The organism is Chryseobacterium joostei (assembly GCF_003815775.1).
In the GTDB taxonomy this organism is placed as follows: Bacteria; Bacteroidota; Bacteroidia; order Flavobacteriales; family Weeksellaceae; genus Chryseobacterium; species Chryseobacterium joostei.
On record NZ_CP033926.1, the window covers coordinates 2,410,542 to 2,423,108 of the forward strand.

A 12,567-nucleotide genomic window follows, 5' to 3' on the forward strand; every position below is an offset into this window, starting at 1 on the left:
TGTGGTATTTTTTTTGAGAAATATTAGAAAATTAAAAAATCTAAAATATTATGACTAAAGGAAATATTAACGTATCTGTGGAAAACATTTTCCCACTTATTAAAAAATTTCTTTACAGTGACCACGAAATATTCTTAAGAGAATTAATCTCCAACGCAACGGATGCTACATTAAAATTAAAGCACCTGACAAGTATTGGAGAAGCAAAAGTTGAATACGGGAATCCGAAACTTGAGGTTAAAATTGATAAAGAACAAAAAACATTACGCATTATAGACCAAGGTATCGGGATGACCGGTGAAGAGGTTGAGAAATACATCAATCAGGTTGCTTTCTCCGGAGCTGAAGAGTTTCTGGAGAAATATAAGGATACAGCCAAAGATTCTGGGATTATCGGACACTTCGGGCTTGGATTCTACTCTGCATTTATGGTAGCTGAGAAAGTAGAAATCCTTACAAAATCCTATAAGGATGAGCCTGCGGTAAGATGGATCTGCGATGGAAGCCCTGAATTCACCCTTGAAGAGACGACTGAGAAAACAGACAGAGGAACAGAAATCATTCTTCATATTGCAGAAGATTCTCTAGAATTTTTAGAAGAAAGTAAAATCCGTGAATTACTTTTAAAATACAACAAATTCATGCCTGTTCCTATTAAATTCGGAACAAAAACACATACGCTTCCATTACCGGAAGACGCTCCGGAAGATGCTGTTGCTGAAACTGAAGAAGTAGACAACATCATCAACAATCCGGTACCGGCATGGACAATTTCTCCAAGCGAACTGACAAATGAGGATTACATGAAGTTCTACCACGAGCTTTATCCAATGCAATTTGAGGAACCTTTATTCAATATTCACTTAAATGTAGATTATCCGTTCAATCTTACCGGAGTTTTATTCTTTCCTAAATTAAGCAACAACTTAAATATTGATAAGGATAAGATTCAGTTATACCAAAATCAGGTATTCGTAACGGATGAAGTAAAAGGTATCGTTCCTGATTTCTTAATGCTTCTAAGAGGAGTAATTGATTCTCCGGATATCCCATTGAATGTATCTCGTTCTTATCTTCAGGCAGATGGTGCTGTCAAGAAAATTTCTTCCTACATCACTAAAAAAGTTGCCGACAAAATGGCTTCCCTAATCAATGAAAACCGTGAAGACTATGAACAAAAATGGAACGACATTAAGATCGTTATTGAATACGGAATCATCACGGAAGAAAAGTTTGCTGAAAAAGCAGATAAATTTACCCTATATCCTACAACTGACGGAAAATATTTCCTTTGGAATGAATTGGTAGAAAAAATTACTCCATCACAAACAGACAAGAATAACAAACTGGTCATTCTATATGCGACTAATGCAGACGAGCAACACAGCTATATTCAATCTGCAAAAGATAAAGGATATGAAGTTCTTTTATTAGACTCTCATATCATTCCACACGTGATTCAAAAACTGGAAACTTCAAAGGAAAATATTTCATTTGCAAGAGTAGACGCAGATCACATCAATAACCTGATCAAAAAAGATGAACCTGTCATTTCAAAATTAAATGAAACAGAAAAGGAATCTTTAAAGAAAAATGTAGAAGAAGCTATTCAGGATACTAAATTCACAGTACAGCTTGAGGATCTGGACAGCAATGATGCTCCGTTTACTATTACCCAGCCTGAATTCATGAGAAGAATGAAAGAAATGCAGGCAACAGGCGGTGGCGGTATGTTTGGAATGGGAGGTTTCCCTGAAATGTACAACCTTGTGGTAAATTCTAACAGTGATCTTTCTAATCAGATCCTAAAAACAGAGAATGCTGAGGAAAAGGAAAGCCTGATTAAATATGCACTGGATCTGGCTAAGTTATCTCAAAACTTACTGAAAGGAAAAGACCTGACAGATTTTATACAAAGAAGCTACAAGCAACTTGAAAAATAATACACGAAAGGCTGTTTCATATGAGACAGCCTTTTTTCTTTCTTATTTTTTTTACCACAAAAGATATAAACTACTTAAGTTATTTAAAGAAACAAGCTTTATGGATATGAAGTACACGTAGGGTTTGAAAATCCAATATTTTCTGCGGATGTGAACTTTTTATATTATTTTTTTGACCTTACTTATGTGAGCTAAAGTGTTTAAAAATAAAACTTTTCTGGTTTATAATTTAAGTATCTAAATGATGGTCTTTTATTTCAGGATAAAAGAAATATCAAAAGAAAATCATCAACTATTCAATTGAATAATGCTCATATTATACATCTCATCTTCCTTTTCGCTTAGTTCTCATCATTTTAAAGCATTTTTTTCTATTTTTTATTGTATACATTCTACTTTTTCTCCATTTTTGTATAAAATGTCGGACATGCAAAAAGAAAAATTACGCATCATTAGAAAGCAAAAAGGCTATACGCAAAAGCAGGTAGCTGATTTTATCGCAACTGATGTCTCTAACTACAGCAGAAAAGAAAGCGGTGATGTAAGAATTATACCTGAAGAATGGGAGAAAATTGCTCGCTTTTTGGAAGTTCCGCTAGATGAAATCTATGAAGAAGAAGACGCTAAAATTATAGTTAATAATGATCATCCTGTATTTAATGATAATTCAGGAACTTCTGCAGGATTAATTAATACTCAAAGTAATTATGGAAATATTCCGGGAGAGATTATTGAAAATCTACAAGGATATATTGCTTTGTTAAAGGAAGAAAATGAAAGACTAAAGGAGGAATTAAAGAGTGCCACAAGCACTTCAAGAGCTAAAAGATAAATATTGATATTAAGATATTTGTAACTATAAAAGACTCCAGCGGCTTCGCCGCTGGAGTCTTCATTTATAATTTATCCATTGCTTTTAAAATTTCTTCTTTATTATTCATCATTCCTTCCAGATGGTCACCTTTTGATTCAATAAAAACCTTAGTTCCGGATGAAGTATTATCAAAAACCAACTTCCCTTGTTCGTAAGGAACCGTTTGATCACCTTTTGCATGAATAACGAGTACAGGAAGCTTTCCTAAATACTTAACATCTTCTTTGGCAGAATAAGGAGATACTAATGTCTGCAAAATAAAATCTTTATACTGGGGTGAAAAATGTGCCGCAATATCGGTGAATGAAGCCATAGGACAATCCAGAATAAGTCCTGAAATTTTAGAAATATTATCTTTTGCAAGATGTGATGATACCTGAGATCCTAATGAGGCGCCGTAGATATAAATTTTAGTATTTTTAATATCCTCTCTTTTACTCAGTTCATCAAAAAACTTTTGTGCATCCTCTGCCACATTTTTATGAGTCGGTTTCCCTGTTGACAAGCCATATCCTCTTAAATCAACCATTACAATCTGATATCCTGCATCTACCAGGGGTTTTGTAATAAATTGATACGTTGTAACATTCCCTGCAGCACCATGAAAAAAGAAAATGGTCTTCTTAATTTCCTTTTGTTTTGGTTTTGCAATGAAAGCCGTAATGATATTATCTTCTACGGGAAATTTTACAGAATCTGAAATTTTCATTTCAAAAGGCTTCATCATTTTGTTGGGCTGATAGAATTTATCATCCATCTGTGCTTTTGAAAATACAGCCAGAAAAAGAAATACAAGGGTAAGAATTGAGCTTGGTTTCATGATATTTGTTTTTAATAATGAACCAAAGGTATTGTAATGGGCAGAAATTTGAAAAAATATATAACCGAGCTGTATAATTATTTATCTGAATCGTAAAAACTCAGAACCTAAATTTCATTGATTGGATCCCAAAACAATTTTTTGAAATTTTTTATTCTAAAATTTTCAATAATAACCCCTTCCGATTCGAGCTTTGGCTGAAATTCAGGAACAGATAATAGTCCTGAACTGGAAATCACTCGATGTGCTGGAACATCTTCCGGACAGCCTCCCATTGCTTTTCCTACATGACGTGAATGATTGGGATAGCCCACTGCTTTTGCAATGGCTCCATAGGTAGAAACTCGCCCTTTGGGAATAAGTTTTGCCACTTCGTATACCTGTTGCTTGAAAATTTCATCCATAATTATTGTTGTATAATAGGAAACATGTTTTGCTTTTGCATCATTTTTGAATTCTTATAAACTCAATGATGTTTCATTAAAAGATAAAGATATGAAAAAATCATTCTTCCGATTGCTGAATACAATCAATAAAAAGGTTCTCCCAAAGTTGAGTAACAAAGACCCCAATCAATTGACAAAGGTTGAAAAGGGGATTTTAGCATACCGTTATTTTGTACTGGTAAATTCTTTGGATTAATTTTTTGTACATATTGCGATTTGTTGGAAATCACAAAGACGCAAGTTGACTTAAAGTATTGCTACGATAGGACGTAAAATTTCAGCTCCGACAAAATTTGGTACTGCTAAATCCTTTATGTAAATCTTTGATTTTTTTTGCGCCATTACGTTTATCCCATCCAATATATCTTAACGACAAAGCTAATACTGCAAAATAAAACAGCGCTTCAAAATAAATTGAAGCGCTGTTATTGTAGTCTCGTTTGAGATATCTTTATTTCTTAAGAATTTTCAAGAATGTAAGAGAACATCAATGGTGCACAGATCGTTGCATCACTTTCAACGATAAATTTCGGTGTAGTGATATCAAGTTTACCCCAAGTAATTTTCTCATTTGGAACTGCTCCTGAATAAGAACCATAAGATGTGGTAGAGTCAGAAATCTGACAGAAGTAAGACCAAAAAGGAATGTCATGCATTTCCATATCCTGATATAACATTGGTACTACACAAATAGGGAAATCTCCAGCGATACCTCCACCAATCTGGAAGAATCCAACTCCTTTTCCAGCTGAGTTTTTAGTATACCAATCTGCAAGATAAGTCATATATTCAATACCAGATTTCATTGTAGTAGCAGTAAGCTCTCCTTTGATACAGTAAGAAGCGAAGATGTTACCCATTGTAGAATCTTCCCATCCCGGAACTACGATTGGCAAGTTTGCTTCTGCAGCAGCAATCATCCAAGAGTTTTCTCTAGGAATTTCATAATACTGCTCCAATACTCCTGAAAGAATCATTTTGTACATGAATTCATGCGGGAAGTATCTTTCTCCTTTAGCTTCTGCGTCTTTCCAGATTTCAACGATATGCTTCTGCAATCTTCTGAATGCTTCTTCTTCAGGGATACAAGTATCAGTAACTCTGTTTAATCCTCTCTCTAATAAATCCCATTCCTGCTGAGGCGTAAGATCTCTATAATCCGGAACTCTTTCATAATGAGAGTGAGCTACAAGATTCATTAAATCTTCCTCAAGGTTAGCTCCTGTACAAGAGATGAAGTCCACTTTTCCCTGACGGATCATTTCTGCAAGAATTTTCCCCAATTCAGCAGTAGACATTGCTCCTGCCAAAGTGATCATCATTTTCCCACCATCTTTAAGATGTGCAACATACCCTTTAGACGCATCTACCAAAGCAGCTGCATTGAAATGCAGAAAATATTTTTCTATAAATTCAGAAATTGGTTTGTTCATTTTTATAATTTTTGCAAAGATAAAACTTAAAAATGGAATGCAGCCAAAGCACTCGAAGAAAGTATCATAGAGGTTGCTTTTTTTATCATTTGTTAAATAAAAAGCGTGACTCCAAAATGAGCCACGCTTCTTTATATAATAATATTCAACAAAAGTTTATCCCTCCCAGGCTTCTACCTTTAATATTTCAATCTTCCGTGCACCATCCCGGAAAGGCCAGTCGATAATATCTCCTACTTTATACCCAACTACAGCCAACGCTATATCGGAAAGAATGGAATGTTTATTTTTTTTCACCTTCTCCTTAGCTGAAGGAACAAAAATATATTCGTGTTCAAAATCCAGCGTATGATCTTTTAAGGTTACTTTTCTCTCAACTGTTACTACATCTGCCGGTAAGTCTCTCCTCAAAACTTGCTTAGCTTTTCTAAGTTCCTCCGTTAATTTCTTCTCTTCGGGAATACTTACTTTTTTTCTTCTAAGGGTATCTTTTATGGCATCATAAATTCCGGTAGTTACAATAATTTGATTGGACATTTTTTTCAATTTTTAAGATTAAAATGCAGGTATTCCCCGATGATCCAATGTAGAAATCAAGCATATAAACTCATTTCCATGGAAAACCGCAAAAAACAATAAATAAAAAACTGGAATAATCCCCTGTCTTGGATCCTGACAGGGCTTAATTGATAAAGTCCTTAGAACTTTTAAGAAAAGAATCTGTGTGTAGATAAAGTAATGACAGCAACAACCCTGCTCTTCGGCGCTCCGTTGATAAAAAGATTGTTGCTGTCATTATAATTATTATTTCTATTCTTACAAATATATAACTTAAAAACGGAATGTTGCTGCTGCACTTAAGGAAACTCTTGTAAGACCTTCTTTTTGATCGTCACCAAAATCAACCGTCGTTCCATTAAATTTCATTTTTCCTAATGTTCCCGCTGTAATTCCAAGCTTAGGTCCTATTAAAAAATTCCTAGAAAGTGCATATTGATACCCTACACCTGCATCTAACCCAAGATTGGAACCGGTTCCTTTTACATTGGCTGTTTTTGTAGTATAAGAAATCACTCCAAGTGACACATCAAAAAATAGTTTATGTTTTGTAGCCTCGTTATAATTAGAATACATTAGGGAAGGACCAAAAAATGTAATATTATCTTTAGTTGTAACAGGAACGGAAATAGGAGTTCCATTTCCAGAATATCCCAATATATAGCCATTGCTTGATGCATTGAAGTTGGAAAACTTAACCCCCAGACCAATATTTTTCAAGTTATAGTAGGCAGAAATATCAAAATGAACACCCGTTTTTAATCCTTTTACATAATCTTTCTCTGCTTTAGAAAGCCCAGACGGTGTTTCAGCAATTCTCCATGCATATCCTACAGATGGAATAATTGAAATCTTTTGTTGAGCAAACGAAACTAATGAACTTGAAAAAGCCCCTAACAGAAATAGTTTTTTTATCATTGGTTAAAAATTTTGGCAAAAATAAGATTTTCCAGGAAAAGAGATCTAAAATTTAAAACGTCTGTTTTCTTTTTTATCCGAAAGTTTCTTTTTGGTATCCAAGCGCTTCTGCTTCTGCCTTTTTGATGGTTTTGTAGCAGTTCTTTTTTTAGGAATAAACAAGGATTTATCTACTAAATCAATGATTTTTTCAATAGCCTTATTTTTATTCATGAGTTGGGTTCTGCTTTCAGAAACTGTTAGAAACAGCCACCCATCTGCATTAATCCTGTTTTTCAGTTTATCCTGAATTAATATTTTTTCATCATCATTAAAAAAAACAGAGGTTTCTACTTTCCAAAGCACGGTAACAGCAGTCTCCACTTTATTTACATTCTGTCCTCCGGCTCCACTGCTGCGGGAAGTTTTGAAACTGAGTTCTTTTGAAAAGTCTTTCATTGTTTTAAATTTTGAAATTCAGGCTACGAGAGCCAAGATATAACTAAATATTTTCACTAATCATTTTGTATAATTCTATTCTGTTAACTTTTCCGTTAGGTGTTCTTGGAATTGTATTAATAAAAATAATCTCTTTTGGTTTATGGAATTTTTTCTCAAATGTTATCTGGGAAATGGCTCTAATTAAGCCGTCCGATTCTTTTCCCTCAACAATCAGCACTAGTTTTTGCCCTAAACTTTCATCGGGTAAGCCTACAAAAATAGCTTCATTAGGTATTTCTTTTTTGACTAAGGTTTCAAGCGCTTCCGGAAAAATTTTCGCTCCACCAGAATTAATTACGTTGTCTATTCTTCCCAGGAATTTAAATTGCTTATCGTTTTTAATTTCAACTAAATCATTAGTTTTCAATACCTCATCATTTACATTGGGTGCAAATAAGGTCAGACATCCTCTTTCATCCAAGGAAATAGAAACATTTTCAAACACAGTAAAATAATCTTCGGATTCCGGCATTAACTGTTTCAGACCAATATGGGAAAGTGTTTCTGACATTCCATAAGTTTCAAAAATACAGTTTGAACTCTTTAGATCTATATGACGAATTTTATTTTTGAGACTTTCAGAAACTGCAGCTCCGCCAATGATCAAGTTTTTAATCAAATGTAATTGATCCAATGAATTTTCTACCTGAAGCGGAGTCATCGCACAAAAGTCTATTTCTTCATCCAAATGTCCTACTGGATTTAAAGATGGTTCTGTAACAATCAACTTTAGATTGCGTTCCATAGAGCGTACTATCATCATTTTTCCTGAAATGTATTCTACAGGCAGGCACAATAGAGCTTTATCTCCCTCTTTTAATCCCAGAAAATTACAGGTCATCACTGCAGAATTGATCATTTTCTTTTTCTCGATGTCGAAAATCTTTGGAACTCCCGTAGACCCTGAGGTCTGAACTTTTACCATTTCACCATCAGAAACCCATTCTTCTAAAAAGTTTTCTACTTTTTTTTCAAATTCTGTATGGAATGATAATTTATTAATATTGAGATTATTGAAGTCTATAAGCATGATTGTGATACATAAAAAGTGATGTAAATTTAAAAAAAACTTTAAAAAATTCTTGTATCTAAACAAAAAAGCTGTAAATTTGCATCACCAAAATAAAACAGACCTATAGTGTAACGGTAGCACTCCGGTTTTTGGTACCGTCAGTCGGGGTTCGAATCCCTGTGGGTCTACAAACCATCCTTTTTTAGGATGGTTTTTGTTTTTAGAATAATCAGTTTAAATTCATTCAAAATTCAGCTTAAAAACCATAGCATGAAATAAGGTTATTTGATAAAATAAATACTTTATTCATAATTTTTCAAAAACAGTTTTTGCATATAAGGAAAAAAGTTGTAGATTTGCACCACCAAAAATAAAACAGACCTATAGTGTAACGGTAGCACTCCGGTTTTTGGTACCGTCAGTCGGGGTTCGAATCCCTGTGGGTCTACAACCAAATAAAAGCAACTCGCTAATCTACAGCAAGTTGCTTTTTTATTTTGGTCACTTCTGGTCACTTGGTCACGATTTTGGTCACTGTTTTTTGTAAAAAAGCCCCGCTTACATCTCATTTAACTTATTTGAATCTGATTGCATTTCAGTAACGGAAACAATGACCGTTTCACCTCAATAACCATCCATGATATTTACTATAGTCGCTATACATTGATTTACTCATCAAGTACACCCATGTTTCTAAATAATTCTCAACAAACAGATGTTGAAAAGCACTAATACACCCATACACATCAGTAATTCAAGTAGTTAATTATTATTTTTCAAAAATAAAATATTTGGCACGATTTTTGTACATTAGCTTAATTAGAGAGCTTAGAAGTATTTTATTAAATTATTATATAAAAAAGCTTTCAGTAATTATTTTGACAAAGGAAAAGTTAAAATAATGTAGAAAACCTATAAATGTTATATTAGCATTCATAGGTTTTTTGCTTTAAAGGCAGTAATTGAATTTTTATTGTCTAACGGGAGAGTTACGTCCTTTAATTAAAAATGAATAAAGAAAGAAGAAAGAAGAAAGAACATATAATAAATTTAAGATAGACTAAAGACCTTTTAAAGAAAGGGGTCTTTTTTTTATACCCAAAATTTTATTATGCATAAAATAACATAACCAATTAAATATTTTAAAATGAACACATTACAATTAGTACACGTACCAAAAGAGGAATTAATTACTGAGATTGAAAAAGTAGTTATGAAAGTATTAGAAACTCTTAAAATCGGACAGCAAACCGAACAAGAAAAAGAGCTTTATTCGAGAAAAGAAGTTATGGAACTCTTAGGTGTCACTTATTCAACGCTTTTTAACTGGAATAATAAAAAGATTTTAGTTCCAAGAAAAATCGGGCATAGAGTATATTATGATAGAAAAGAAGTTTTAGCATGTAAACAGAAGTGAAAAATGAGACTGTTAATCAGGCAGAGTTTTATAAATAAAATATCAGGAAACTAATAATATTTCCGCTTAGTATAATAAAAAAATAACGTGTAAATATATCCGTAATGGTTATTGCGGGAGGGATTGTCACGTCCAAATTTTAAGAAATAAAAAAATAAACAATTTAAAATCAATCAATTATGAATTTAAACAAAAATAAAAATAGCCACATTGAAATGCTATTACTTGCAGTTTTACAAGAATTAAAAGAACAACTTTATTATGAAATGGAAGAAACTTTAATAGGAAAAATATCTCATTTAACAACTAAAATAAATGGTATTGAAGAAAGAAAACCTGAAGACCTTTTACCAATTAAAGATGCAGCTGAATTTTTAGGAGTGAGTAAAGTAACGCTTTGGAGACTAAGAAAATCTGGAGAGATAAAATCATTTATGCTCGGATCACAAATTTATTTTAAAAAGTCTGAGATTCTAAAATCGCTCATTCCTGTAAACTAATACTCTTTAGATGAAAATTTAGGATGGTATTGTTACGTCAAAACCTTTTAACAATTAAAATAATTTGAAATATGAAAAATATTTACAGAAAAAATAAAATTAAAAGCAAAAAATCTAATGTGGAAAAAATTAAAACATTTGATTTTAAAGAACTTGAAAAAAAGATAATCATGGCTGAGATCAATTATCAACTTGAACAAAGAGAAAGATTAATATCAGAAGCTAAGGACTTTTACTTTGAAGTTGATAGCGAAGAGCAGATTTGGGGATATAAAGATTCTGAAGTGGTAGCAGATATTTATGTTAATGAAGAGTGGAAAAATAAGATTAGTGTTGAAACTGATATTAACCCTTATTCTGATGTCACTTTTGAGGAGGTTGATAAAGCGCTTCGTGATTTTTTATTCAATGAGTGGAGCAAAAAACAATTTAAAAAGCTTGAAACTATTGAACCTTGTATGAGTAGAGATCTTGACAAGTGGAAAGATTCGTAATAAAAAAATATTAACCAGCAATGGGAATCTCTTTTTAGATGTGGGATTTCCATTGTTTAAAAATTAACATTATGTCAAAAAAATTATTATCTGAAAATAAAACAGCAAGAAAGCTGACTAGAAAAGAAAAACAAAGGATTACAATTGCTAATATAGCTTTAATTCCTTGCGTAATTAAAAATTATATAGATACACTTGTGAAGGTTTACCGTCCGACTTTTGCCTACCAGCTAAAAGTTGAGTTTTTCTATTATATCGTTACAACGATAATAAAGCGCCAAAATACATATGAAAATAAAGCCCTTGAAAACATTCCTGTAGCGCTTAATGCAACGATTCTAAGGGGGATTAAATCCGATTATAATGAGTATATAGACTGGCTTATTGAGCAAGAAATTATTTTTAAGGCTGAAAATTACGTGCCTGAACTCTCTTCAAATAAATATTGCTTTGCCAATTTTATTTTGCCGTCCCTAAAAGAAGATTCAGTCTCTGAAATAATTGAAATGAAGGCCTTGGAGTCTAGTACGGTAATAGTTGCAAGATCTATTCAGGAATCTGAGGTATATGAGGAGAATAAACATCTTTTGAAGTGGTTTAATGATGGTTTAGAGATTGATTTTGAAGGGGCTAAAACCTATATTAAAGATTTATCATATTATGAAGGTGAAATTTTTGATTTAACGCATAAAAAAGTTCATTGGAATCATCAAATATCAACTCTGCATCACAAGGCTTTTTATGCTACCAGAAATAAGGAAAGTGATTTTCGTTTACACACAGTTCTAACAAACTTGAAGAAGATATTTAAACCTTTTGTAACATACGAAGGTCAAGAACTAGTAGGGTATGATCTGAAAAATTCACAACCGTTTTTCTTGATATTTTTAATAAATTCTATTATAAATAACAATGATAGAATAAGTAATATATTAAGTAGAATATATAGTATAAAGGATTATAATTCCTTTATGTTGCAGAAACTCCGTGAAGTCCTTTCTACAGAGGATTTTCAGAAAGAGTATGAAATTTTTAAAACATGGGTTCTTAATGGTGAAATTTATGAAAATATGAAAAGTGTAATGAATCCTAAGAAGCAGTTGGGTTCTTATTTTGCTAATAAATATAATGCTATAAAAAAAGTAACAGAACTAAAAAAAGTGGATAATGTTAGAGCTTTGATGAAAGGAGTTATTTTTACTTTATTTTTCAGTGGAATAAAAACACGAAACTCGAATTACAAAACCTTTAAAAAAGATTTTCCAAATTTAATTGCTTTGATAGAGATTTTCAAGATGAAAAATAATGCTGATTTTTCCAAGTTATTACAAAATATTGAATCAGAATGTATTATTGATTTTGTATCAAAGAAGATCGCTAATGAGTACCCAGAAATACCATTATTTTCTATTCATGACTCTTTATCTACAACAGAAAAGTACGCTCATATTTTGGCCGATTTAATGCCTAAATACATCTTTGAATATACAGGTTTAATGCCAAAGATAGAAGAAGAAAGATGGAAGAAATATGATTATCAGATTGACTATAAAAGGAAAGTGGAATTACATTCAGAATGGTATGCTTATAACGGCTTTTAAGAGGGCTTTTAGTGCGCTTTAAGTCAACGGCAATAAAATAAAAACAGGCATTTTTTATGCCTGTTTTCTTT

At 32.4% G+C, this 12,567-nt stretch carries 14 protein-coding genes and 2 tRNA genes; 9 read left to right on the plus strand and 7 right to left on the minus strand.

Annotation, left to right across the window (positions count from 1 at the left end):
- Nucleotides 1-50 precede the first annotated feature (50 nt).
- Together htpG and EG359_RS11015 are read left to right on the plus strand one after the other, a co-directional pair.
- The gene (htpG, locus tag EG359_RS11010) at nt 51-1,943 is read left to right on the plus strand and encodes a molecular chaperone HtpG (RefSeq protein WP_076354633.1); all 1,893 of its coding nucleotides are present in this window, start codon (nt 51-53) and stop codon (nt 1,941-1,943) included.
- Nucleotides 1,944-2,370: 427 nt separating this feature from the next.
- Nucleotides 2,371-2,775 carry a helix-turn-helix domain-containing protein gene (locus EG359_RS11015; protein WP_076355258.1) on the plus strand — a complete coding sequence of 135 codons (405 nt, stop codon included), beginning with the start codon at nt 2,371-2,373 and terminating at the stop codon, nt 2,773-2,775.
- 64 nt (nt 2,776-2,839) lie between these two features.
- On the opposite strand, the gene EG359_RS11020 is transcribed toward EG359_RS11015, so the two are convergent.
- Together EG359_RS11020 and EG359_RS11025 are read right to left on the minus strand one after the other, a co-directional pair.
- Nucleotides 2,840-3,637: an alpha/beta hydrolase gene (locus EG359_RS11020; protein WP_076354635.1), complete on the minus strand. Its 798-nt coding sequence runs from the start codon at nt 3,635-3,637 to the stop codon at nt 2,840-2,842.
- 107 nt (nt 3,638-3,744) lie between these two features.
- On the minus strand, nt 3,745-4,041 hold the full coding sequence (locus tag EG359_RS11025) for an MGMT family protein (protein WP_076354637.1): 297 nt from the start codon (nt 4,039-4,041) through the stop codon (nt 3,745-3,747).
- A gap of 91 nt (nt 4,042-4,132) precedes the next feature.
- Here EG359_RS11025 and EG359_RS22440 point away from each other — a divergent pair, with 91 nt between their 5' ends.
- Complete coding sequence (locus EG359_RS22440) at nt 4,133-4,279, plus strand: hypothetical protein (protein WP_164463061.1); 147 nt, start codon at nt 4,133-4,135, stop codon at nt 4,277-4,279.
- A 262-nt stretch (nt 4,280-4,541) separates the two neighbouring features.
- Here EG359_RS22440 and EG359_RS11030 read toward each other — a convergent pair whose 3' ends face one another.
- From EG359_RS11030 to EG359_RS11050, 5 genes are all read right to left on the minus strand, one after another.
- Nucleotides 4,542-5,516 (minus strand): deoxyhypusine synthase family protein, encoded by a 975-nt coding sequence (locus tag EG359_RS11030; RefSeq protein WP_076354641.1) that lies wholly within the window; start codon nt 5,514-5,516, stop codon nt 4,542-4,544.
- Between the two features lie 156 nt (nt 5,517-5,672).
- Nucleotides 5,673-6,053, minus strand: coding sequence for a GreA/GreB family elongation factor (locus EG359_RS11035; protein WP_076354643.1), 381 nt, complete (start codon nt 6,051-6,053; stop codon nt 5,673-5,675).
- Nucleotides 6,054-6,347: 294 nt separating this feature from the next.
- The gene (locus EG359_RS11040) at nt 6,348-6,992 is read right to left on the minus strand and encodes a hypothetical protein (protein WP_076354645.1); all 645 of its coding nucleotides are present in this window, start codon (nt 6,990-6,992) and stop codon (nt 6,348-6,350) included.
- 45 nt (nt 6,993-7,037) lie between these two features.
- Nucleotides 7,038-7,430 carry an alternative ribosome rescue aminoacyl-tRNA hydrolase ArfB gene (gene arfB / locus EG359_RS11045; protein ID WP_076354647.1) on the minus strand — a complete coding sequence of 131 codons (393 nt, stop codon included), beginning with the start codon at nt 7,428-7,430 and terminating at the stop codon, nt 7,038-7,040.
- A 43-nt stretch (nt 7,431-7,473) separates the two neighbouring features.
- A complete protein-coding gene (locus EG359_RS11050) occupies nt 7,474-8,502 on the minus strand; it encodes an AMP-binding protein (protein ID WP_076354649.1) in 1,029 nt (342 codons plus the stop codon).
- 99 nt (nt 8,503-8,601) lie between these two features.
- Between EG359_RS11050 and EG359_RS11055 the strand changes: the two genes are divergently transcribed.
- From EG359_RS11055 to EG359_RS11080, 6 genes are all read left to right on the plus strand, one after another.
- Nucleotides 8,602-8,672: transfer RNA gene (locus EG359_RS11055), tRNA-Gln, on the plus strand.
- A 189-nt stretch (nt 8,673-8,861) separates the two neighbouring features.
- Nucleotides 8,862-8,932: transfer RNA gene (locus EG359_RS11060), tRNA-Gln, on the plus strand.
- Nucleotides 8,933-9,631: 699 nt separating this feature from the next.
- Nucleotides 9,632-9,901 (plus strand): helix-turn-helix transcriptional regulator, encoded by a 270-nt coding sequence (locus EG359_RS11065; protein ID WP_076354651.1) that lies wholly within the window; start codon nt 9,632-9,634, stop codon nt 9,899-9,901.
- Nucleotides 9,902-10,080: 179 nt separating this feature from the next.
- A complete protein-coding gene (locus EG359_RS11070; protein WP_076354653.1) occupies nt 10,081-10,401 on the plus strand; it encodes a helix-turn-helix domain-containing protein in 321 nt (106 codons plus the stop codon).
- Nucleotides 10,402-10,472: 71 nt separating this feature from the next.
- Nucleotides 10,473-10,895: a hypothetical protein gene (locus EG359_RS11075; protein WP_076354655.1), complete on the plus strand. Its 423-nt coding sequence runs from the start codon at nt 10,473-10,475 to the stop codon at nt 10,893-10,895.
- A 71-nt stretch (nt 10,896-10,966) separates the two neighbouring features.
- On the plus strand, nt 10,967-12,496 hold the full coding sequence (locus tag EG359_RS11080; RefSeq protein WP_076354657.1) for a hypothetical protein: 1,530 nt from the start codon (nt 10,967-10,969) through the stop codon (nt 12,494-12,496).
- Nucleotides 12,497-12,567 lie beyond the last annotated feature (71 nt).